The sequence below is a fragment of the Mycolicibacterium palauense genome (genome assembly GCF_002592005.1).
In the GTDB taxonomy this organism is placed as follows: domain Bacteria; phylum Actinomycetota; class Actinomycetes; order Mycobacteriales; family Mycobacteriaceae; genus Mycobacterium; species Mycobacterium palauense.
In genome coordinates, this window is record NZ_NVQF01000031.1 from 41,136 (window position 1) to 63,636 (window position 22,501).

A 22,501-nucleotide genomic window follows, 5' to 3' on the forward strand; every position below is an offset into this window, starting at 1 on the left:
GGAGCGGTCATGACGGTGCTGGACCGCCTCGATACCGGGCTCGCAGCACGGATCCAGGACGGCCCCCAGGGCTACTGGGGGGTCGACGGCGACGAGGAATGGGCTGCCGAGATCAAACGGCTGGTCACGCTGCGCGGCGCCACCCTGCTCGCGCACAACTACCAGTTGCCGGCCATCCAGGACGTCGCCGACCACGTCGGGGACTCGCTGGCGCTGTCCCGGATCGCCGCGGAGGCGCCCGAGGACACCATCGTGTTCTGCGGTGTGCACTTCATGGCCGAGACCGCCAAGATCCTGTCCCCGGACAAGACGGTGCTGATCCCGGACCAGCGGGCGGGCTGCTCGCTGGCCGACTCGATCACCGCCGACGAACTGCGGGCCTGGAAGGACGAGCATCCCGACGCCGTCGTGGTCTCCTACGTCAACACCACCGCGGCGGTCAAGGCGCTGACCGACGTCTGCTGCACCTCGTCGAACGCCGTGGAGGTCGTGGCGTCCATCCCCGAGGACCGCGAGGTGCTGTTCTGCCCCGACCAGTTCCTCGGTGCCCATGTGCGGCGGGTCACCGGGCGCAAGAACCTGCACGTCTGGGCCGGCGAATGCCACGTCCACGCCGGGATCAACGGCGACGAGCTGGCCGAGCAGGCCCGCAGCCACCCCGACGCCGAGCTGTTCGTGCACCCCGAATGCGGCTGTGCCACCTCGGCCCTCTACCTGGCCGGTGAGGGTGCCGTCCCCGCCGACCGGGTCAAGATCCTGTCCACCGGCGGCATGCTCGACGAAGCGCGGCAGGCCGGGGCCACGGGTGTGCGCCAGGTGCTGGTGGCCACCGAGGTCGGGATGCTGCACCAGTTGCGCAGGGCCGCGCCGGATATCGACTTCCAGGCGGTCAACGACCGGGCGAGCTGCCGGTACATGAAGATGATCACCCCGGCGGCATTGCTGCGCTGCCTGATCGAGGGCGCCGACGAGGTGGACGTCGACCCGGAGACGGCGCGCCTGGCCCGGGCCAGCGTGCAACGGATGATCGGGATCGGTCAGCCCGGCGGCGGGGAATGACCGCCGGGCCCGCCTGCGGTGGCGTCGGACGCTGGCAACAGCGCGCCGATGTCGTCGTGATCGGTACCGGCGTGGCCGGGCTGGCCGCCGGGCTGGCCGCCCACCGCGCCGGCAGCAAGGTCGTCGTGCTGAGCAAGGCCGGCGCCGGGCACGGATCCACGGCGACCTTCTACGCCCAGGGCGGGCTGGCGGTCGTGCTGCCGGACACCGACGACTCGATCGAGTCGCACGTGCAGGACACCCTGGCCGCCGGCGGCGGGCTCTGCGAGCCGGAGGCGGTTCGTTCCATCGTCGCCGACGGCTACCGCGCGGTCGTCCGGCTGGTCGCCGACGGCGCGCACTTCGACGAATCCACCCCCGGCCGGTGGGCACTGACCCGCGAGGGCGGGCACTCCCGGCGCCGCATCATCCACGCCGGCGGTGACGCCACCGGCGCCGAGGTGCAGCGGGCCCTGGACGCCGCCGCGGCGACCCTCGACATCCGCCACGGCCATGCGGTCCTGCGGATCCTGCGGGACACCAACGGGGTCACCGGTGTGCTCGTGCGCAGCAACGACGGCGAGGGGGTGATCCACGCGCCGTCGGTCATCCTGGCCACCGGAGGCCTGGGGCACCTCTACCGCGCCACCACCAACCCCGAGGGGTCCACCGGTGACGGCGTCGCGCTGGGGTTGTGGGCCGGTGCCGACGTCGCCGACATCGAGTTCGTCCAGTTCCATCCCACGATGCTCTATACCGGGCTCCATACCGGACCGGGAGCCGGCCGGCGGCCGTTGATCACCGAGGCCATCCGGGGCGAGGGCGGACGGCTGATCGACGCCCGCGGGGACTCGGTCACCGCCGGGGTTCATCCCCTCGGCGACCTGGCCCCCCGTGACGTGGTGGCCGCCGCCATCGACGCCGGGCTCCAGCGCAGCGGCGACGAGTGCGTGTTCCTCGACGCCCGCGGCATCGCCGACTTCGGGGTGCGTTTCCCCACCGTCACCGCGTCCTGCCGCGCGGCCGGGATCGACCCGGCGCGGCAACCGATTCCGGTGGTGCCCGGGGCGCATTACAGCTGCGGGGGCGTGGTCACCGACGTGTCGGGCCGCACCCGGGTCGCCGGCCTGTTCGCCGCCGGTGAGGTCGCCAGGACCGGGATGCACGGCGCGAACCGGCTGGCCTCCAACAGCCTGCTGGAAGGGCTGGTCGTGGGTGAGCGTGCCGGCGGCGAGGCCGCCGCGCACGCGGTGGCCGCCGGCACCGTGCGGGCCCGGTTGCCCGAGGCGGTCGCGGGTGCCGCACTGGACCGTGCACGGCTGCAGGCGGCGATGTCGCGGCATGGTTCGGTGGTGCGCACCGGCCCGGGTCTGGCCGCGCTTTCCGACGCACTGGACGAGGCAACCACGGTGCGGGTCACGTCGCGGCGGGCCTTCGAGGACGTCGCCCTGACCCTGACGGCGCGGGCGCTCGCGGCGGCGGCCGCCGCGCGCACCGAGAGCCGCGGCTGCCACCACCGGGCCGACCACACCGAAGCCGACCCGGCCCAGGCCCACAGCCGTACCGTGCGGCTGTGCGGGGACCGCGTCGAGGCCGGCGCGCGAGTCGAGGCGCCGGCCGTGCCGGCGGCGGTGTGTTGACGATGTCGCGGGCCACCCTGGACGACACGCTGCTCGCCGAGGCGCGCGCCACCATCGAACGCGCCCTCGAGGAGGACCTGCGCTACGGTCCCGACGTCACCACCGAGGCCACCGTGCCCGCCGCGTCGGTCAGCACCGCGGCGATGGTGACCCGGGCGGACGGTGTGGCCGCCGGTGTCGAGATCGCCCTGCTGGTGCTCGATGAGGTGGTCGGCCCCGGCGGCTACCGGGTACTGGGCCGTGCCGACGACGGCGACCGGTTGCGCCGCGGGGACTCGCTGTTGACCGTGGAGGCGCAGACCCGGGGACTGCTGACCGCCGAACGCACCATGCTCAACCTGGTCTGCCACCTGTCGGGGATCGCCACCACGACCGCGGCGTGGGTGGCCGCGGTCGAGGGCACCGCCGCCCGGATCCGCGACACCCGCAAGACGCTGCCCGGATTGCGGGCACTGCAGAAGTACGCGGTGCGCGTCGGTGGGGGATTCAACCATCGGATGGGGCTCGGCGACGCCGCCCTGATCAAGGACAACCACGTCGCGGCGGCGGGTTCGGTGGTCGCCGCACTGCGGGCGGTGCGCGCGGCCGCACCCGGGCTGCCGTGCGAGGTCGAGGTCGACTCCCTGGAAGAGCTCGACGACGTACTCTCCGAGGACCTCGGCGAACCCGGTGCGCTGGTGCTGCTGGACAACTTCGCCATCTGGGAGACCCAGATCGCCGTGCAGCGCCGCGATACGCGCGCACCGGGGGTCAAGCTGGAATCCTCCGGCGGGCTCTCCCTGGAGAATGCCGCTGGCTACGCCGGCACCGGCGTCGACTATCTGGCCGTCGGGGCACTCACCCATTCGGTGCGGGTGCTCGACATCGGCCTAGACATGTGAGACGTGTGAGGCACGTGAGGCCCGGGCGCCGTCACACCGCGGCGCCGCGGCGCACCAGGGATAGGATCACCGCCGCACCGGCGAACAGCCCCGAGAACGTCCGGCTCAGCAAAGTCTGCTGGCGCGGGGTGCGCAGCCAGCCCAGCAGCCGCGCGGCCAGCCCCGCGTAGGCACCCATAACCACCAGATCGACCACGACCATCGTCGCCCCGATCGCCAGGTACTGGGGCAGCAGCGGCGCCGCGGGCACCACGAACTGAGGCAGCACCGCCAGCAGGAAGACCAGCCCCTTGGGGTTGCTGACGTTCACCAGGGTGCCCCGGACCAGCATCGACCACCCGCCGGCGGGTTGTGCGCCGTGCATCCGGGCCCGCAGGTCGATGGCACCGTTGCGCCACTGCTGGACCGCCAGGTAGACCAGGTAGCAGACCCCGAGCCACTTGATGATGGTGAAGGCCAGCGCCGAGCTGGCGACCACCGCGCCCAGCCCCACCGCGACCAGCAACAGTTGCGTCATCAGCCCGATTTCGAGCCCGACGATGGCCCAGTAGCTACGGCGCAGACCGTGCGACAGGCCGGTGGCCATGGACAGAATGGCACCGGCGCCGGGCGACACGCTGATGGCGATCGCCGCGCCCAGAAAGGCCAACCACAGTTGCGGTTCCATCGCGGCAGTGTGCCAACCGGCGGCCTCGCAGCTCAAACGATTTTTATTCGGCTGGACCGATCAGGGACAATTGCGGTGATGGCTGGTTTTGAGATGTCCCGGATCGACCTGCGCGCCCGCCCCCTGTCGGCCGCCCAGTTGCGTGCCGCGCTGCCGCGCGGGGGTGTCGACGTCGACGCGGTGGTACCGAAGGTGCGCCCGATCGTCGACGACGTCGCCACCCGGGGCGCCGCGGCCGCACTCGACTACGGCGAGTCGTTCGACGGGGTGCGCCCGGCGGCGGTGCGGGTCCCGCAGGAGGCGCTGCAGGAGGCGCTGAGCAGCCTGGACGCCGAGGTCCGCGCCGCGCTGCAGGTCGCGATCGACCGCACCCGCACCGTGCACGCCGACCAGCGCCGGGTTGACACCACCACCGAGCTGGCCGCCGGCGCCACGGTCACCGAGCGCTGGGTGCCCGTCGAGCGCGTCGGTCTGTACGTGCCCGGCGGAAACGCGGTCTATCCCTCCAGCGTGGTCATGAACGTGGTGCCGGCCCAGACCGCCGGGGTGGAGTCGCTGGTCATCGCCAGCCCCCCGCAGGCCTCCGGCCACGGCGTCTTCCACGGCCTGCCCCACCCGACCATCCTGGCGGCGGCCCGACTGCTCGGCGTCGACGAGGTGTGGGCGGTCGGCGGGGCGCAGGCGGTGGCGCTGCTGGCCTACGGCGGCACCGACACCACCGGCGACGAGCTGGCCCCGGTGGACATGATCACCGGTCCCGGCAACATCTACGTCACCGCCGCCAAGCGGATCTGCCGCTCGCAGGTCGGCATCGACGCCGAAGCCGGCCCCACCGAGATCGCGATTCTGGCCGACCACACCGCCGACCCCGTCCACGTCGCCGCCGACCTGATCAGCCAGGCCGAGCATGACGAGATGGCGGCCAGTGTGCTGGTGACGCCCAGCCCGGAGCTGGCCGCCGCGACCGACGCCGAGCTGACCCGGCAGTTGGAGACGACCGTGCACCGCCAGCGCGTGACCACGGCGCTGTCGGGCAGGCAGTCGGCCACCGTGCTCGTCGACGACCTCGACGAGGGCGTGCGGGTGGTCAACGCCTACGCCGCCGAGCACCTGGAGATCCAGACACTGGACGCGGCCCGGGTCGCCACCCGGATCCGTTCGGCGGGCGCGATCTTCGTGGGCGCGTTCTCCCCGGTGAGCCTGGGTGACTACTGCGCGGGATCCAACCACGTGCTGCCGACGGCCGGATGTGCCCGGCACTCCAGCGGACTGTCGGTCCAGACCTTCCTGAAGGGCATCCACGTGGTCGACTACACCGAGGCCGCGCTCAAGGACGTGGCCGGCGACGTGATCATCCTGGCCAAGGCCGAGAACCTGCCCTCGCACGGTGAAGCGGTGCGCCGGAGGTTCGAGCGGTGACCAGCCCCGGCGGCCAGGTGACCCTGGCCGATCTCCCGCTGCGTGAGGACCTGCGCGGCAAATCACCGTACGGCGCACCGCAACTGGTGGTTCCCGTGCGGCTGAACACCAACGAGAACCCGCACCCGCCGACGGCGGCGCTGGTCGACGACGTCGTGCGGTCGGTGCGTGAGGTGGCCGGTGAGCTGCACCGCTACCCGGACCGGGATGCGGTGGCCCTGCGGACCGATCTGGCCGCTTACCTGACCGTGGCCACCGGGGTCCGGCTGGGCGTGGAGAATCTGTGGGCGGCCAACGGTTCCAACGAGATACTGCAGCAGCTGCTGCAGGCGTTCGGTGGCCCCGGCCGCAGCGCCATCGGGTTCGTCCCGTCGTATTCGATGCATCCGATCATCTCCGACGGCACGCAGACCGAGTGGATCGAGGCGGCGCGCTCCGAGGACTTCGGTCTGGACGTGGAGGCCGCGATCTCCGCGGTGACGCTGCGCCGGCCCGACGTGGTCTTCGTGGCCAGCCCCAACAACCCTTCCGGGCAGAGTGTTCCGCTGCCCGACCTGCGTCGTGTGCTGGAGGCGCTGTCCGCGACGCCCGGCGGCATCATGATCGTCGACGAGGCCTACGGCGAGTTCTCCTCACAGCCCAGCGCCGTCGAACTGATCGGGGAATTCCCCGCCAGGCTCGTGGTCACCCGCACCATGAGCAAGGCCTTCGCGTTCGCCGGCGGGCGGCTGGGGTATCTGGCCGCGGCGCCGGCGGTCATCGAGGCGCTGCTGCTGGTGCGGTTGCCCTACCACCTGTCGATGCTGACCCAGGCCGCCGCGCGCGCCGCGCTGCGCCACGCCGACGACACCCTCGGCAGTGTGGCGACGTTGATCGCCGAGCGTGAGAGGGTGTCAGAAGCGCTACGTACCATGGGGTTCCGGGTGGTACCCAGCGACGCGAACTTCGTGCTCTTCGGTCAGTTCGCCGACGCCCATTCGACCTGGCAGCGTTACCTCGACATGGGGATCTTGATCCGCGACGTCGGTATTCCCGGCTATCTGCGCGCCACCACCGGCTTGGCCGCGGAGAACGACGCGCTGCTGGATGCCAGTGCGCGGCTGGCCGGTACCGAACTCGTCTCAACGGTAGGAGCACAGTGAGTCGCCTGGCGAAGGTCGAACGCAAGACCAAGGAATCCGACATCGTCGTCGAGCTGGACCTCGACGGAACCGGGCAGGTCCACGTCGACACCGGTGTGCCCTTCTTCGATCACATGCTGACCTCGCTGGGCAGCCACGCCAGCTTCGACCTGAAGGTCTGCGCCAAGGGGGACATCGAGATCGAGGCGCACCACACGGTGGAGGACACCGCGATCGTGCTCGGCACCGCGCTGGGCCAGGCGCTGGGGGACAAGAAGGGCATCCGCCGGTTCGGCGACGCCTTCATCCCGATGGACGAGGCGCTGGCCCACGCCGCGGTGGATGTGTCCGGCCGGCCGTACTTCGTGCACACCGGCGAACCGGAGTACATGGTGGACTTCACCATCGCCGGCTCCAGCGCCCCCTACCACACCGTGATCAACCGCCACGTGTTCGAATCCCTGGCGTTCAACGCGCGCATCGCCCTGCACGTGCGCACGCTCTACGGTCGCGACCCGCACCACATCACCGAGGCGCAGTACAAGGCCGTGGCCCGTGCGCTGCGTCAGGCGGTCGAGCCCGATCCCCGGATCAGCGGGATCCCGTCGACCAAAGGCGCCCTGTGAGCGCTGCCAGGAAGGTCGTCGTCCTCGACTACGGCTCGGGCAACCTGCGTTCGGCGCAGCGCGCGCTGGAACGGGTGGGGGCCGAGGTCGAGGTCACCGCCGACGCGGCGGCAGCGCTGGCGGCCGACGGACTGGTGGTTCCCGGCGTCGGCGCGTTCGAGGCGTGCATGACCGGGCTGCGCGGGATCGGCGGCGAGAAGATCATCGACGACAGGGTTCGCGCGGGCCGTCCGGTCCTGGGCGTGTGTGTGGGCATGCAGATTCTGTTCGCCCGCGGGGTGGAGTTCGGGGTGGAGTCGGTGGGCTGCGGACAGTGGCCCGGGTCGGTCACGCGCCTGCACGCCCCGGTGATCCCGCACATGGGGTGGAACGTCGTCGACTCCGCCCCGGGCAGCCTGCTGTTCAAGGGCATCAGCCCCGACACCCGGTTCTACTTCGTGCATTCCTACGCCGCGCGGAGCTGGGAGGGTGGTCCCGACGCGCTGCTGACGTGGGCCACCCACCACGAGCGCTTCCTGGCCGCCGTGGAGGACGGGCCGCTGTCGGCCACGCAATTTCATCCGGAGAAGAGCGGTGACGCGGGTGCGGCACTGCTCGCGAATTGGGTTGAGGGACTGTAACTTTGAACGCTTCAGGCGCGAAGGTGCCATTGATCCTGCTGCCCGCGGTCGACGTCGTCGACGGCAAGGCGGTGCGGCTGGTGCAGGGCAAGGCCGGCAGTGAGACCGAGTACGGGTCGGCGCTGGAGGCAGCCCTGGGCTGGCAGAGCGACGGCGCGCAGTGGATTCACCTGGTCGACCTCGACGCCGCCTTCGGTCGCGGCTCCAACCGGGAGTTGCTCGCCGAGGTCGTCGGCAAGCTCGACGTCGACGTCGAGCTGTCCGGCGGAATCCGCGATGACGAGTCCCTGACGGCGGCTCTGGCCACCGGGTGCGCCCGCGTCAACATCGGCACCGCGGCACTGGAGAACCCGCAGTGGTGTGCCCGGGCGATCGCCGAACACGGTGAGCGCGTCGCGGTCGGACTCGACGTGCAGATCGACCAGTCCAGGGCCGAGGGCACCCACCGGCTGCGTGGGCGCGGCTGGGAGAGCGACGGCGGGGATCTGTGGGAGGTGCTCGACCGCCTGGAACGTGAAGGCTGTTCCCGCTACGTGGTCACCGACGTCACCAAGGACGGCACCCTGACCGGCCCGAACCTGGAACTGCTCGACGCCGTCGCCCAGCGCGCCGACGCGCCGGTGATCGCCTCCGGCGGGGTCTCCAGCCTGGACGACCTGCGGGCCATCGCCACGCTGACCGGCCGCGGGGTGGAGGGGGCGATCGTCGGGAAGGCCCTCTACGCAGGGCGTTTCACGCTGCCGCAGGCATTGTCCGCGGTCAGCGGGTAGGCGCGATGATCGAGCCCGACCGGCTAGCCGAGCTGACGGCCATCGCCGCCGAGATCCTCGACGAGGCCTCCGAACCGTTCATCGCCGGTCACCGCGCCGACTCTGCGGTCCTCAAGAAGGGCAACGACTTCGCGACCGAGGTGGACCTGGCGATCGAGCGCCAGGTCGTCAAGGCACTCGCCGAGCGCACCGGAATCGGCGCGCACGGCGAGGAGTTCGGCGGGGAGCCGATCGATTCCGAGACCGTGTGGGTGCTGGATCCCATCGACGGAACCTTCAACTACGCCGCCGGATCCCCGTTGGCCGCCATCCTGCTGGGGCTGCTCCACCGGGGTGAGCCGGTGCTGGGGCTGACGTGGCTGCCGTTCATGGGGCAGCGCTACACCGCGATGGCGGGTGGCCCGTTCCGGGCCAACGGGGTGGCCCTGCCGCCCCTGTCGTCGCCGCCACTGGCCGAAACCATCGTGGGGATACAGAATTTCAACATCGATTCGCGCGGCCGCTTCCCCGGCCGGTACCGGGCCGCGGTGCTGGCCGAGCTGAGCCGGGAGTGCTCGCGCGTGCGGATGCACGGCGCCACCGGCATCGATCTGGCCTACGTCGGGGCGGGCATCCTGGGCGCGGCGATCAGCTTCGGCCACCATGTCTGGGACCACGCCGCCGGGGCCGCCCTGGTGCGGTCGGCCGGTGGCATCGTCACCGACCTGGGTGGCACCCCCTGGTCGCCGGAGTCGAGGTCGGTGCTGGCCGCCGCGCCCGGCGTGCACGAGCGGGTCCTGGAGATCATCGCCGCAGTCGGAGCCCCGGAGGATTACCTGTGACCACCCCTGCGAGCACCGCCTCGAACACCGCCGAAGTCGGGCTGGCCACCCGGGTCATCCCGTGCCTGGACGTCGACGACGGACGGGTGGTCAAGGGCGTGAACTTCGAGAACCTGCGTGACGCCGGGGATCCGGTGGAACTGGCCGCCTTCTACGACGCCGAGGGCGCCGACGAGCTGACCTTCCTGGACGTGACGGCGTCCTCGTCGGGCCGGGCGACCATGCTGGACGTGGTGCAGCGCACCGCCGAGCAGGTGTTCATTCCGCTGACCGTCGGGGGCGGCATCCGGTCGGTCGACGATATCGACGTACTGCTGCGCGCGGGGGCCGACAAGGTCTCGGTCAACACCGCCGCCATCGCCCGGCCCGACCTGCTGGCCGAGATGTCGCGGGTGTTCGGTTCGCAGTGCATCGTGTTGTCCGTCGACGCCCGAACGGTGCCGGCGGGCTCGGCGCCGACCCCGTCGGGCTGGGAGGTCACTACCCACGGTGGGCGGCGCGGCACCGGCATCGACGCCGTCGAGTGGGCCACCCGGGGCGCCGAGCTGGGCGTGGGGGAGATCCTGCTGAACTCGATGGATGCCGACGGCACCAAGGCGGGATTCGACCTGCCCATGCTGCGCGCGGTCCGCGCCGCCGTCGAGGTCCCGGTGATCGCCAGCGGCGGGGCCGGGGCGGTCGAGCACTTCGCCCCCGCGGTGGCGGCCGGGGCCGACGCGGTGCTGGCCGCCAGCGTGTTCCATTTCCGGGAGCTGACCATCGGCGAGGTGAAGGCGGCCATGGCGGCCGCGGGGGTCGTGGTGCGGTGAGCACCGGGGAGCAGGGTGCGGTGAGCACCGGGGAGCAGGGTGCGGTGAGCACCGGGGAGCAGGGTGCGGTGAGCACCGGGGAGCAGGGTGCGGTGAGCACCGGGGAGCAGGGTGCGGTGACGCCGCTGGATCCGGCGATCGCGGCGCGGCTGAAGCGCAACTCCGAGGGACTGTTCACCGCAGTCGTACAGGAGCGCGGCAGCGGTGATGTCCTGATGGTGGCGTGGATGGACGACGCGGCGCTGGCCCGCACACTGCGGACGCGCGAGGCGACGTACTTCTCGAGATCCCGGGGCGAGCAGTGGATCAAGGGCGCCACCTCGGGACACACCCAGTACGTTCACGCGGTGCAGCTGGACTGCGACGGCGACGCGGTGCTGCTCCAGGTCGATCAGGTGGGCGGCGCCTGTCACACCGGGGACCACAGCTGTTTCGACGCCGACATGCTGCTGGCCTCCGAACCCGCCGATGACGCCGGATAGCCGGCTCGCCGATGACGCCCGTTAGCCGGCGCGCCGATGACGCCCGATAGCCGGCCCGCCGGCTGTGCCGCGTTTCGGTGCGCCGGTTTGTCGGTGGGCTCGGCGACAATCGCGGCATGACTGACTTCGCTCCGTGGTCGGCCGAGTGGGCTGCCGGTGACACGCCGCAGGCTCGCAAGGCGCGCGGAGCGTTCTTCACCCCGCCGGACATCGCGCGCTACATCGCCGAGTGGGCCATCCGCGGCCCCGGCGAGCGCGTGCTGGAACCCTCGTCGGGAGACGCGTCGTTTCTGGTTGCCGCCGCCGATCGGCTGCGCGGCCTCGGCAACACCCAACCCACCGTCGACGGCGTGGAGATCCATGCCCACAGTGCTCGGGCGGCGCGCCGGCGGGTCGCCGACGCGGGTGGCACCGCGCGCATCAAGGTCGGCGACTTCTTCGCCGAGCGACCGCGACCGCGGTACTCCGCGGTGATCGGCAATCCGCCCTACATCCGCTATCAGGAGTTCCGCGGTGAGAGCCGGGCCCGCTCCCTGCAGGCGGCGCTGAGCGCGGGTGTGGCGTTGTCGCGTCTGGCCTCCAGCTGGGCGGCGTTCACCGTGCATGCCGCGGCGTTTCTGGCCGACGGCGGCCGGCTGGGGCTGGTCCTGCCCGCGGAGCTGCTCAGCGTCAACTATGCCGGCTCGGTGCGCAGATTCCTCTTCGAGCGGTTCGCCACGGTGGACCTGGTGCTCTTCGACGAACAGGTCTTCCCCGGCGCCGAGGCCGACGTGGTGCTGCTGCTGGCCGACGGATTCAACGGCGGGCCCAGCGCGCACGCCACCATCCACCGGGCCGGCAACGCCGAGGGTTTGGATTCGGTTCTTGCACAACATGTCTGGGTCCCGGGTGATCCGGCGGAGAAGTGGGTCAGCGGGCTGATCGGTGCCGGGCCCGCCGGGCACCTGCAGGCGCTCTCCAGCACGGGGGTCTTCACCGCTTTGGAGAACTGGGGTGACACCACGCTGGGCATGGTGACCGGCGCCAACCGGTATTTCGCGTTGTCGCGGCCGCGGATGGACGAGCTGGCCCTCGAACCCGCTGACGTGCTACGCCTGTCACCGCCGGGCAGTGCACATCTGCGCGGGCTGGCGTTGTCCGCGCCGGTGATGCACAGGCTGGAGCGTGCCGGCAAGGCGGTCTACCTCTTCCGCCCGGGGGAGCAGCCCTCCGCGGGGGCGCAGCGCTATATCGAGGCCGGGCACACCGCCGGGATCGACCAGGCCTATAAGTGCCGGATTCGCCGGCCTTGGTACCGGGTGCCGCTGCTCAAGCCCGCGGACCTGCTGCTGACCTGTATGAACGCCGACACCCCACGGCTGGTCGGCAACCCGGCCCGGGCCCATCACCTCAACTCCGTGCACGGGGTGTACCTGCACCCGGAGACCGCCGCGCTGGGGCGCGAGCTGCTGCCGGTGGCCGTGCTCAACTCGGCCACCGTGCTGCACGCCGAGCTTGCCGGGCGATCCTATGGTGGGGGCATCCTCAAACTCGAACCCCGCGAAGCCGACCGCTGGCTGGTGCCCTCGGTGCAACTGATCGCCGACCGGGCCGAGCCGTTGCGCGCCGCCCGCCGCCGGGTGGCCGCGCTGCTGCGGCGGGGTCGGCTGCTCGAGGCGGTCGACATGGTCGACGACGCACTGGATCTGCCCCGCGAGCTGCGTTCCGGTCACGCCGTGCCGGCGTTGCGCTCGGCGCGCGAGGTGCTGGCGTCGCGGCGGATGGCGAGGTCGCGTGGCCGGCGCTGAATCCACCAAGGCCACGGCCTGGGCGTTGTTCGACCGGATCGTCTCCGAGGCCGCACCGGAGGGCCGGCACACCAACCCGTGGCGGGCCGACGAACCCGACCGGGGGCCGGTGTATGTGCCCGACTTCCCGGTGCTGCAGAAGCTGCTGGGCGTACCGCTGTATCTGCACGCAGGCTCGCACACCGGGGTCCCGGCACTGGCCCTCGACGTCTGGCTGGCCTACGAGCTGCGCCGGGCCGGCTTCGACCACGACGCGGTCTGGCCGCGGGCCAGCGATCCGCGGATCATGCCCCGCGCGGTGGCGGCCCTGCTCGACGGGCTGCCCCGTCGCGAGCGGGAAGCGTTGCTGCGCAGGCTGACCGGCAGGGCGGCGGTCAGAGGAGTGGTCGGGTCGGCGGCCAACGTGCTCGGCAAGAACTACGTCAAGCAGGTCGACGTGGTGATCTCGGACTGGGACACCGGGCCCGAGCTGCTGATCAGCACCAAGCGGATGGACTCCAGTTTCGGTAAGAACGCGGCGAACCGGGTCGAGGAAAGCTACGGCGACGCCAAGAACCTGCGCCTGCGCCATCCGCTGGCGGCGTTGGGGTTCGTCTACGGGCTGCGCTCGACGATTCTGGAGACCGAGCCGAACAAGGCCGAATGGCTGATCGACCTACTGGAGAAGCTGGGCAACGAGGACGACGCCTACCACGCCGTGGCGCTGGTCATGCTCGACTACACCGCGCCGGCGGGCACCGAGTCCGAGACCGACGGCGACGACGACGGGGACGACCCGTTCGCGGCGGCCGGGCTGAGCCCCACCCAGTTCGGCGTGGAGTCGGGCATGCTCGACTTCACCGGTATCGGCGACGCCCTGGAGTCGCTTCCCGAGGTCCGCCTGCGCCACGACACCGTGCCGCCACCCCTGCAGCCGGCCGGTTTCCTGGCGGCCATGGTGACGCGCGTGCTGGCGGCGACCCCGGTCAACCGGCACCGCGAGGTCCGCGCGCGGCGCAAGAATCCCACCGCACCAGGGCGGTGACGGCCCGGCGCTACCCGGCGCGCTCGATCCGGTTGCGCAGCGTCTGCAGGGCCCGATCGGCGTGGGCGTCCATGTTGATCTCGCTGGCGATGACGTCGAGGACGCGCCGGTCGGTGTCGATGACGAACGTGGTGCGTTTGACCGGCATCAACTTGCCCAACAGGCCGCGTTTGACTCCGAAGCGCGTGGCGATGGCCCCGTCGGCATCCGACAGCAGCGGATAGTCGAACTTCTGCCGGTCGGCGAACTCGGCCTGCTTGCCCACCGGGTCGGTGCTGATCCCGACGCGCTGCCCGCCCAGCGCGGCGAATTCGGCGCCCAGATCCCGAAAGTGGCAGGCCTCCTTGGTGCATCCGGGCGTCATGGCCGCCGGGTAGAAGAACAGCACCACCGGTCCGTGGCTCAGGAACTCGGTGAGCGAGCGTTCGGCGCCGCTCTGGTCGGGCAGGGTGAAATCGTCGACGACGTCGCCGGTCTTCATGGGGGTCACGCTACGCCGGTGGGTCCTCGAGCGTCGGGCGGCGGTTGGCCGTCTGGGACAATGGCGCCGTGCGAACCAACCATCCCGGCCTGACCACCACGCGGGAGCACTTCAGTGCGCTGGCCGCCGAACACCGCGTGGTGCCGGTCACCCGCAAGGTGCTGGCCGACACCGAGACTCCGCTCTCGGCCTACCGGAAGCTGGCCGCCAACCGCCCCGGCACCTTCCTGCTGGAGTCCGCGGAGAACGGCCGCTCGTGGTCGCGGTGGTCCTTCATCGGCGCCGGTGCCCCCACCGCGTTGACGGTGCGTGACGGGGCCGCGGTGTGGCTGGGCGTCACCCCGCGGGATGCTCCCACCGGGGGTGACCCGCTGCAGGTGCTGCGCGACACGCTGGACCTGCTGGCCACGGCGCCGCTGCCGGGGTTGCCGCCGCTGTCGGGGGGGATGGTCGGTTTCTTCGCCTACGACCTGGTGCGGCGCCTGGAACGGCTGCCCGAGCTGGCCGTCGACGACCTGCAGCTGCCCGACATGCTGATGCTGCTGGCCACCGATCTGGCCGCCGTGGACCACCATGAGGGCACCATCACGCTGATCGCCAACGCGGTGAACTGGAACGGCACCGACGAGCGGGTGGACTGGGCCTACGACGACGCGGTGGCGCGGCTGGATGTGATGACCGCGGCACTCGGCCAGCCGCTGCCCTCGACGGTGGCCGCCTTCACCCGGCCCGAGCCGCACGCGCGGGCGCAGCGCACCGTGCAGGAGTACACCGCGATCGTCGACAAGCTCGTCGGCGACATCGAAGCCGGTGAGGCGTTCCAGGTGGTGCCCTCGCAGCGGTTCGAGATGGACACCGCGGTCGACCCGATCGACGTCTACCGGATGCTGCGGGTGTCCAACCCGAGCCCGTACATGTATCTGATGCACGTGCCCGACGAACACGGCGACACCGCGTTCTCGATCGTCGGTTCGAGCCCGGAGGCGCTGGTCACCGTGCAGGACGGCTGGGCGACCACCCATCCGATCGCCGGCACCCGGTGGCGCGGCGCCACCGAGGAGGAGGACCAGCTGCTGGAGAAGGACCTGCTGGCCGACGAGAAGGAACGCGCCGAGCATCTGATGCTGGTCGACCTGGGTCGCAACGATCTGGGGCGGGTGTGCGTCCCGGGCACCGTGCGTGTCGAGGACTACAGCCATATCGAGCGCTACAGCCACGTGATGCATCTGGTGTCCACGGTGACCGGCCTGCTCGCCGACGGACGCACCGCCCTGGACGCGGTGACCGCGTGCTTTCCGGCGGGCACGCTGTCGGGGGCGCCCAAGGTTCGCGCGATGGAGCTGATCGAGGAGGTGGAGAAGACCCGCCGCGGCCTCTACGGCGGTGTGTTGGGCTACCTCGACTTCGCCGGCAACGCCGACTTCGCCATCGCCATCCGGACCGCGCTGATGCGCGCCGGCACCGCCTATGTGCAGGCCGGCGGCGGGGTGGTGGCCGACTCCAACGGCCCCTATGAATTCACCGAAGCCAGCAACAAGGCCAAGGCGGTCCTCAATGCGATCGCCGCGGCCGAGACGCTGCGGCCTCCCGGGACGGGCGAGGATGGCTGAGCCCGAGGACGCAACGGCCGGGGACACCGCGGCCGGGAACACCTCGCCCGGGGACACCGCGGCCGAACGGCGGGGCCGGCGCACCATCCGCATCGCCCAGCTCGGGCTGGTGCTGGCCGCGCTGGGGTTGTGGGGATCCTCCCGGATGCCGTGGGTGTCGGTGCGGTCCTTCGACGGACTGGGTCAGCCGCGCACCATCACGTTGTCCGGTGGAACCTGGTCGACGGCGTTGGTGCCGCTGGCGCTGCTGCTGCTGGCGGCCGCGGCGGCCGCCCTGGCGGTGCGGGGCTGGGCCCTGCGGGTGCTGGCGCTGCTGGCGGCGGCGGCCAGCGCCGCCAGTGGGTACCTGGCGATCAGCCAGTGGATCGTCCCCCAGGTCGCGGTGCGTGCCGCGGATCTGGCGCAGGTCCCGGTGGCGACCCTGGTGGGCAGCCAGCGGTTCTACTGGGGCGCGGTGCTGGCCCTGGCCGCCGCGGTGATCGCGTTGGCGGCGGCGGTGCTGCTGATGCGTTCGGCCGGTACCGGTAGGGCGGCGACCACGAAGTATGCGGCGCCGGGGGCCCGGCGCGCTTCGGCGCGGTCGGTGGCCGCCGCCGGCCCGCGGGCCGGGCAGCGTGGGGAGCCGGCGGACGAGCAGAGCTCGGCGCAGACGTCGGGGGAGGACACGGAACGGGTGTCGGAAAGGATGATGTGGGACGCCCTCGACGAGGGTCATGACCCCACCGAGGGCCGCAACGATTCCGGCAGCGAGGGTCGGTGAATGACGCAGCGTCCGCGGCGGCTACCCTTCAAGGAGTCAGCGATGACCCTGCCTGGGCGAGCCGGGCTGACCTATCGGCCGGCGCGGGCGGGGAACGGAATCGCCCCGGGGAAAGGAACGACGCGATGAGTTCGGCGACGGTGCTTGACTCCATTATCGACGGAGTTCGCGCTGATGTCGCCGCTCGTGAGGCCGCCGTCAGCATGGCCGAGATCAAGGCGGCCGCCCACGCCGCGGCCCCGCCGCTGGATGTCGTCGCGGCCTTGTGCGAGCCCGGCATCGGCGTCATCGCCGAGGTGAAGCGGGCCAGCCCGTCGCGGGGCGCGTTGGCCAGCATTCCCGATCCCGCCGATCTCGCCGACGCCTACGCCAGCGGTGGCGCGCGGATCATCAGTGTGCTCACCGAACAGCGCCGGTTCAACGGGTCGCTGGCCGACCTGGACGCGGTGCGCGCGGCGGTGCGGATCCCGGTGCTGCGCAAGGACTTCATCGTGGGCCCCTACCAGATTCACGAGGCCCGGGCGCACGGCGCCGACATGCTGTTGCTCATCGTGGCCGCCCTCGAGCAGCCGGCGCTGGTGTCCATGCTGGACCGCACCGAGTCGCTGGGGATGACGGCGCTGGTGGAGGTGCACACCGAGGAGGAGGCCGACCGCGCTCTGCAGGCCGGCGCCAAGGTGATCGGCGTCAACGCCCGCGACCTGAAGACCCTCGAGGTCGACCGTGACTGCTTCGCCCGGATCGCGCCGGGCCTGCCCAGCAACGTCATCCGGGTCGCCGAGTCCGGGGTGCGCGGCACCGCCGATCTGCTCGCCTACGCCGGTGCCGGGGCCGATGCCGTGCTCGTCGGGGAGGGCCTGGTTACCAGCGGCGACCCCCGCGGTGCGGTCGCCGACCTGGTGACCGCGGGCACCCATCCGTCCTGCCCCAAGCCTGCCCGCTACGTTGAATGAGCCGCACCGGCCGTCCGGCGACAGCGCCGGACTGGTGGCGATAGGACACCGCTGATGGCAGATCTCTCCACTCCCGGCCTTCCGCGTTCGAGCGCGGCGATCGCCGAGCCGACCACCCACGATCCCGACACCCGCGGGCATTTCGGCGCCTACGGGGGCAGGTTCGTCGCCGAGGCCCTGATGGCGGTCATCGAGGAGGTCACCGCGGCCTACGAGAAGGCCCGCACCGACCAGGAGTTCCTCGACACCCTCGACCGGCTGCAGACCAACTACTCCGGGCGGCCCTCGCCGCTGTATGAGGCCGCCCGGCTCTCCGAGCATGCCGGTGGCGCGCGGCTGTTCCTCAAGCGCGAGGATCTCAACCACACCGGCTCGCACAAGATCAACAACGTGCTCGGGCAGGCCCTGCTGGCTCGGCAGATGGGCAAGACCAGGGTCATCGCCGAGACCGGCGCGGGTCAGCACGGCGTGGCCACCGCCACCGCCTGCGCGCTGCTGGATCTGGAGTGCGTCATCTACATGGGGGCGGTCGACACCGCCCGGCAGGCGCTCAACGTGGCCAGGATGCGGCTGCTGGGTGCCCGGGTGGTCGCCGTGGAGGCCGGTTCGGCGACGCTGAAGGACGCCATCAACGAGGCTTTCCGCGACTGGGTGACCAACGCCGACTCGACCTACTACTGCTTCGGGACCGCCGCGGGCCCGCATCCGTTCCCGGTGATGGTGCGCGACTTCCAGCGCATCATCGGTCTGGAGGCCCGCGCTCAGGTGTTGGACCAGGTCGGCCGGCTGCCGGACGCGGTGACGGCCTGCGTGGGTGGCGGCTCCAACGCGATCGGGATCTTCCACGCCTTCATCGACGACCCGGGTGTGCGGCTGGTGGGCTACGAGGCCGCCGGCGAGGGGGTCGAGACCGGTCGGCACGCCGCCACGTTCACCGGCGGCTCCCCGGGGGCGTTTCAGGGGTCGTTCTCCTACCTGTTGCAGGACGACGACGGTCAGACCATCGAATCCCATTCCATCTCAGCGGGTTTGGACTATCCAGGTGTCGGGCCCGAGCACGCCTACCTGCGCGAGACCGGCCGTGCCGAATACCGGCCGATCACCGACAGCGAGGCCATGGACGCTTTCCGGCTGCTGTGCCGCACCGAGGGCATCATCCCGGCGATCGAGTCGGCTCACGCGGTGGCCGGTGCGGTCAAGCTCGGCCACGAGTTGGGCCCCGGGGCCGTGATCGTGGTGAACCTTTCCGGCCGCGGCGACAAGGACGTCGAGACGGCGGCCAAGTGGTTCGGTCTGCTCGACGCCGGGGAGGCCAACCCCTCATGAGCGCACAGGTTTCCGCGCCCAGCCGGCTGGGCCCGATCTTCGAGACCTGCCGGCAGGAGAACCGGGCCGCGCTGATCGGGTATCTCCCGACCGGCTACCCGGACGTGCCGCGCTCCACCGAGGCGATGACCACGCTGGTCGAGGCGGGCTGCGATGTCGTCGAGGTCGGTATCGCCTATTCGGACCCGGGCATGGACGGACCGACGATCGCCGCGGCCGCCGAGACCGCCCTGCGCGCCGGGGTGCGGGTGCGTGACTCGCTGGCCGCGGTGCAGGCCATCGCCGAGGCCGGCGGTCGCGCGGTCGTGATGACCTACTGGAATCCGGTGTTGCGCTACGGCGTCGACGCGTTCGCGCGTGACCTGGCCGCCGCCGGCGGGTACGGGCTGATCACCCCCGACCTCATTCCCGACGAGGCCGACGAGTGGATGGCCGCCTCCGAGGCCCACGGTCTGGATCGGATCTTTCTGGTGGCCCCTTCCTCGACGCCGCAGCGTTTGGCCGCCACCGTCGAGGCGTCGCGGGGATTCGTCTACGCCGCCTCGACGATGGGGGTCACGGGTGCACGCGACGCGGTGTCCAACGCCGCGCCCGAACTCGTCGCCCGGGTCAGGGCGGTCTCCGATATCCCGGTGGGGGTCGGGCTGGGCGTGCGTTCCCGCGCGCAGGCCGCCGAGATCGGCTCCTACGCCGACGGTGTCATCGTCGGTTCGGCACTGGTGAGCGCGTTGGCCGACGGTGTGGCCGCGGTGCGGTCCCTGACGGAGGAACTGGCGGTAGGGGTCCGGCAGCGAAGCACCGAGGTCACCGCTTGAGCACCACGATCCTGGCCTATTTCCCCAGCCCGTCACAGGGTGTCTGGCATCTGGGCCCGGTGCCGATCCGGGCCTACGCGCTGTTCATCATCGCCGGCATCATCGTCGCGCTGGTGCTCGGCGACCGCCGCTGGGAGGCCCGCGGCGGTGAGCGCGGAGTCATCTATGACATCGCGCTGTGGGCGGTTCCGTTCGGCCTGCTGGGCGGGCGGCTCTATCACGTGCTCACCGACTGGCGCACCTACTTCGGTCCCGACGGAGCCGGACCCCTTGCCGCGCTGCGCATCTGGGACGGCGGACTGGGCATCTGGGGAGCGGTGGCGCTGGGCGCGGTCGGCGCCTGGATCGGGTGTCGGCGCCGCGGCATTCCACTGCCCGCGTTCGGCGACGCGATCGCTCCCGGCATCGTGCTCGCGCAGGCCATCGGCCGGGTCGGTAATTACTTCAACCAGGAGCTCTACGGCCGCGAGACGACGGTCCCGTGGGGCATGGAGATCTTCTACCGGCGCGACCCGTCCGGCATCATCGATGTCCACTCCCTCAACGGGGTGTCGACCGGGCAGGTGGCCGCGGTCGTGCACCCGACGTTCCTCTACGAGCTGCTGTGGAATCTGGTGGTGTTCGCGGCGCTGATCATCATCGATCGCCGCTTCAGGATCGGGCACGGCCGGCTGTTCGCGTTGTATGTGGCGGGCTACTGCATGGGCCGGTTCGTCGTCGAGCTCATGCGCGACGATTTCGCCACCCACATCGCCGGCATCCGGATCAACTCGTTCACCTCGACGTTCGTGTTCCTTGCGGCGGTGGTGTACGTGATCCTGGCGCCCAAGGGCCGCGAGGACCCGGCGACCCTGCGCGGCCACGACGAGGAGTCGCTGGCCGAGGAGCTCGTCGAGGACCTCGCGGCGGCGGCCGCGACCTCGGGGGTGGTGGCGGCGGCCACGGTCGCCGGTCGTGAGGACACCGACGACGACACCGACGACGACACCGAGGACGAGACCGCGGGCACCGACGGCGTGGCCGTTCCCGAGCCCGGCGGTCCGGGGGAGACCTCGGGGGCCGACTCGGAGGCCGACTTGGAGACCGACTCGGGGGCGGAGGCAGGCGTCCCGGAGCAGGAGGCCGGGGCGGAGACCGCCGACGAGGCCGGGGCGGAGACCGCCGACGAGGCCGAGGCGGAGGCGCCCGCCGGGGAGGCCGGCGCGGCCACCGGTGCCGATGATGTCGCAGCGTCCGTCGATGAGGACGAGCTGGAAGCCGGAGTCGCCGACACCGGTATCGAGGTGGAGTCGGCGGCCCAGGCCGAGGACTCCGAGCTCATGGACGAGGATCACGACGCCGTCGATGAGGAGGATCTGGAGGAGCTCGCGGCGCCCGCCGACGGCGAGGGAGCCCGGGGCCCGGTCTCCGAGCAGCAGGAACTGCTCGACAGCGAAGAAGCTGAAGAAGAAGCCGAAGAAGAAGCCGACGTCGACGTCGAGTATTTCGAGGCCGCCGTGCAGTCGGAGCCGGACGGCGACGGCGCGCAGGAAACCGTCGACGAGGTGGCCGACGAACAGGGCGAAACACCGGTCGTGACCTCGGCCTCCGCCGACGAGGCGGTCGAGGAAGCTCAGGCCACCAAGACGGGCGACGACGCCGATGATGGTCGCGCGGAAGCCGGTGAAGCCGCCGAAGCCGCTCACGATGCCGAAGACGGCGAGGACACCCGAGACACCGCCGCGGGCGAGCCCGACGAGGACGTGCTGGAGGCGGAGGTCGGCGATCCCGGTGTGGAGGTGGAGTCGGCGGCGGTCGAGGAGGCCGTGCTGATCGACGAGGATCATGATCCTGTCGATGTCGACGAGTTGGAGGCCGCCGGCGAAGGCGGTGAGGAGTCCGCGGCGCGACCGGTCTCCGAGCAGGAGGAGGAACTCGCCGCCGAAGAAGCCCGCGACGCCGACGAGGCCGGTCAGCGCGAGGAATCCGAGCCGGACGACAGTGCCGATGATCAGGCCGATGATCAGGCCGATGATCAGGCCGATGGGCAGGCCGACCAACCGGTCGAGGCGGCCGAAGACACCGAAGACACCCGAGACACCGCCGCAGGCGAGCCCGACGAGGATGTGCTGGAGACGGAGGTCGGCGATCCCGGTGTGGAGGTGGAGTCGGCGGCGGTCGAGGAGGCCGTGCTGATCGACGAGGATCATGATCCTGTCGATGTCGACGAGTTGGAGGCCGCCGGCGAAGGCGGTGAGGAGTCCGCGGCGCGACCGGTCTCCGAGCAGGAAGAGGAACTCGCCGCCGAAGAGACCCGCGACGTCGGCGAGGACACCGACACCGGAGACTCCGAGGACACCGACACCGGAGACTCCGAGGACACCGACACCGGAGACTCCGAGGACACCGAAACCGGAGACTCCGAGGACACGGAAACCGGAGACTCGGAGGACTCCGAGGACCCCGGCGACACCGGGGACACGGAGGCGGCGGGGGCAGATCGTGAGCCGGCGGACTCCGAGAATGCCGAGGAGCCGGCCCCCGAAGCCGAGGACGACGAGGATCTGCGGAAGCCCGGCGAGGCCGGTGATGCTCCCGCGCAGCCCGAGGTCACGCCGGCCGCACCGGCGACGCCGCCCCCGGCCGAGGACCGGTCGCCGCGGAGATCCCTGTTGGGTCGCCTTCGCCGCCGCCGCGGCTAGCGCCACCGGAACCGGCCCGTCTGCGTTCCGGGAGCGTGGGGGTCTGGCATCCTGGAGCCATGACCTGTCTCTTATACCCCTCTGACGCTGCCGACGATACCCCTTTTGTAGCACCCGTGTGGCGCCCTCTCGCTCCAATACATCATGTCGACAACCGACTCAGCGTACGA

At 71.4% G+C, this 22,501-nt stretch carries 21 protein-coding genes; 19 read left to right on the forward strand and 2 right to left on the reverse strand.

The genetic code is table 11. The features are described 5' to 3' along the window. Positions 1–9: 9 nt before the first annotated feature. From nadA to nadC, 3 genes are read left to right on the forward strand one after another with little or no spacing between them, the layout of a single operon-like run. Positions 10–1,059, forward strand: coding sequence for a quinolinate synthase NadA (nadA, locus tag CSR00_RS14370; protein WP_099023084.1), 1,050 nt, complete (start codon positions 10–12; stop codon positions 1,057–1,059). Then, positions 1,056–2,678, forward strand: a complete 1,623-nt coding sequence (locus tag CSR00_RS14375; protein WP_099023085.1) for an L-aspartate oxidase — start codon at positions 1,056–1,058, stop codon at positions 2,676–2,678. Before nadA ends, CSR00_RS14375 begins: the two co-directional genes overlap by 4 nt. Before the next feature lie 2 nt (positions 2,679–2,680). Next, positions 2,681–3,559: a carboxylating nicotinate-nucleotide diphosphorylase gene (gene nadC, locus CSR00_RS14380; RefSeq protein WP_099023086.1), complete on the forward strand. Its 879-nt coding sequence runs from the start codon at positions 2,681–2,683 to the stop codon at positions 3,557–3,559. A gap of 31 nt (positions 3,560–3,590) precedes the next feature. On the opposite strand, the gene CSR00_RS14385 is transcribed toward nadC, so the two are convergent. Further along, positions 3,591–4,226: a LysE family transporter gene (locus CSR00_RS14385; protein ID WP_099023087.1), complete on the reverse strand. Its 636-nt coding sequence runs from the start codon at positions 4,224–4,226 to the stop codon at positions 3,591–3,593. Positions 4,227–4,304: 78 nt separating this feature from the next. On the opposite strand from CSR00_RS14385, the gene hisD reads away from it, so the two are divergent. The 10 genes from hisD to CSR00_RS14435 all read left to right on the forward strand — a co-directional run bounded on the left by hisD (position 4,305) and on the right by CSR00_RS14435 (position 13,705). After that, a complete protein-coding gene (gene hisD, locus CSR00_RS14390; protein WP_176562058.1) occupies positions 4,305–5,645 on the forward strand; it encodes a histidinol dehydrogenase in 1,341 nt (446 codons plus the stop codon). Next, the gene (locus CSR00_RS14395; protein WP_099023088.1) at positions 5,642–6,787 is read left to right on the forward strand and encodes a histidinol-phosphate transaminase; all 1,146 of its coding nucleotides are present in this window, start codon (positions 5,642–5,644) and stop codon (positions 6,785–6,787) included. Before hisD ends, CSR00_RS14395 begins: the two co-directional genes overlap by 4 nt. After that, positions 6,784–7,392, forward strand: coding sequence for an imidazoleglycerol-phosphate dehydratase HisB (hisB, locus tag CSR00_RS14400; protein WP_099023089.1), 609 nt, complete (start codon positions 6,784–6,786; stop codon positions 7,390–7,392). The genes CSR00_RS14395 and hisB overlap by 4 nt, the downstream gene beginning before the upstream one ends. Then, entirely contained in the window at positions 7,389–8,012 is a 624-nt protein-coding gene (gene hisH / locus CSR00_RS14405) for an imidazole glycerol phosphate synthase subunit HisH (protein WP_099023090.1), read from the forward strand. Before hisB ends, hisH begins: the two co-directional genes overlap by 4 nt. A gap of 23 nt (positions 8,013–8,035) precedes the next feature. Next, positions 8,036–8,782: a bifunctional 1-(5-phosphoribosyl)-5-((5-phosphoribosylamino)methylideneamino)imidazole-4-carboxamide isomerase/phosphoribosylanthranilate isomerase PriA gene (gene priA / locus CSR00_RS14410; protein ID WP_099023091.1), complete on the forward strand. Its 747-nt coding sequence runs from the start codon at positions 8,036–8,038 to the stop codon at positions 8,780–8,782. A 5-nt stretch (positions 8,783–8,787) separates the two neighbouring features. Beyond that, complete coding sequence (locus CSR00_RS14415) at positions 8,788–9,603, forward strand: inositol monophosphatase family protein (protein ID WP_099023092.1); 816 nt, start codon at positions 8,788–8,790, stop codon at positions 9,601–9,603. After that, positions 9,600–10,412: an imidazole glycerol phosphate synthase subunit HisF gene (gene hisF, locus CSR00_RS14420; protein WP_176562059.1), complete on the forward strand. Its 813-nt coding sequence runs from the start codon at positions 9,600–9,602 to the stop codon at positions 10,410–10,412. Before CSR00_RS14415 ends, hisF begins: the two co-directional genes overlap by 4 nt. Before the next feature lie 116 nt (positions 10,413–10,528). Continuing rightward, the gene (hisI, locus tag CSR00_RS14425) at positions 10,529–10,894 is read left to right on the forward strand and encodes a phosphoribosyl-AMP cyclohydrolase (protein WP_099023108.1); all 366 of its coding nucleotides are present in this window, start codon (positions 10,529–10,531) and stop codon (positions 10,892–10,894) included. A gap of 116 nt (positions 10,895–11,010) precedes the next feature. Continuing rightward, positions 11,011–12,681 carry an HsdM family class I SAM-dependent methyltransferase gene (locus CSR00_RS14430; RefSeq protein ID WP_099023093.1) on the forward strand — a complete coding sequence of 557 codons (1,671 nt, stop codon included), beginning with the start codon at positions 11,011–11,013 and terminating at the stop codon, positions 12,679–12,681. Continuing rightward, positions 12,668–13,705, forward strand: a complete 1,038-nt coding sequence (locus CSR00_RS14435; protein WP_099023094.1) for a hypothetical protein — start codon at positions 12,668–12,670, stop codon at positions 13,703–13,705. The genes CSR00_RS14430 and CSR00_RS14435 overlap by 14 nt, the downstream gene beginning before the upstream one ends. Before the next feature lie 10 nt (positions 13,706–13,715). Here the strand turns inward: CSR00_RS14435 and CSR00_RS14440 are convergent, their stop codons facing one another. After that, positions 13,716–14,186: a peroxiredoxin gene (locus tag CSR00_RS14440; protein ID WP_099023095.1), complete on the reverse strand. Its 471-nt coding sequence runs from the start codon at positions 14,184–14,186 to the stop codon at positions 13,716–13,718. A gap of 68 nt (positions 14,187–14,254) precedes the next feature. On the opposite strand from CSR00_RS14440, the gene CSR00_RS14445 reads away from it, so the two are divergent. From CSR00_RS14445 to lgt, 6 genes are all read left to right on the forward strand, one after another. Continuing rightward, complete coding sequence (locus CSR00_RS14445) at positions 14,255–15,796, forward strand: anthranilate synthase component I (protein WP_099023109.1); 1,542 nt, start codon at positions 14,255–14,257, stop codon at positions 15,794–15,796. Beyond that, a complete protein-coding gene (locus CSR00_RS14450) occupies positions 15,789–16,556 on the forward strand; it encodes a TIGR02234 family membrane protein (protein ID WP_099023096.1) in 768 nt (255 codons plus the stop codon). The genes CSR00_RS14445 and CSR00_RS14450 overlap by 8 nt, the downstream gene beginning before the upstream one ends. A gap of 125 nt (positions 16,557–16,681) precedes the next feature. Continuing rightward, positions 16,682–17,509: an indole-3-glycerol phosphate synthase TrpC gene (gene trpC, locus CSR00_RS14455; RefSeq protein WP_099023097.1), complete on the forward strand. Its 828-nt coding sequence runs from the start codon at positions 16,682–16,684 to the stop codon at positions 17,507–17,509. A gap of 54 nt (positions 17,510–17,563) precedes the next feature. Continuing rightward, positions 17,564–18,835 (forward strand): tryptophan synthase subunit beta, encoded by a 1,272-nt coding sequence (gene trpB, locus CSR00_RS14460; RefSeq protein WP_099023098.1) that lies wholly within the window; start codon positions 17,564–17,566, stop codon positions 18,833–18,835. Next, entirely contained in the window at positions 18,832–19,650 is an 819-nt protein-coding gene (trpA, locus tag CSR00_RS14465) for a tryptophan synthase subunit alpha (protein WP_099023099.1), read from the forward strand. The genes trpB and trpA overlap by 4 nt, the downstream gene beginning before the upstream one ends. Continuing rightward, positions 19,647–22,331, forward strand: coding sequence for a prolipoprotein diacylglyceryl transferase (gene lgt, locus CSR00_RS14470; protein ID WP_245906009.1), 2,685 nt, complete (start codon positions 19,647–19,649; stop codon positions 22,329–22,331). The genes trpA and lgt overlap by 4 nt, the downstream gene beginning before the upstream one ends. Positions 22,332–22,501 lie beyond the last annotated feature (170 nt).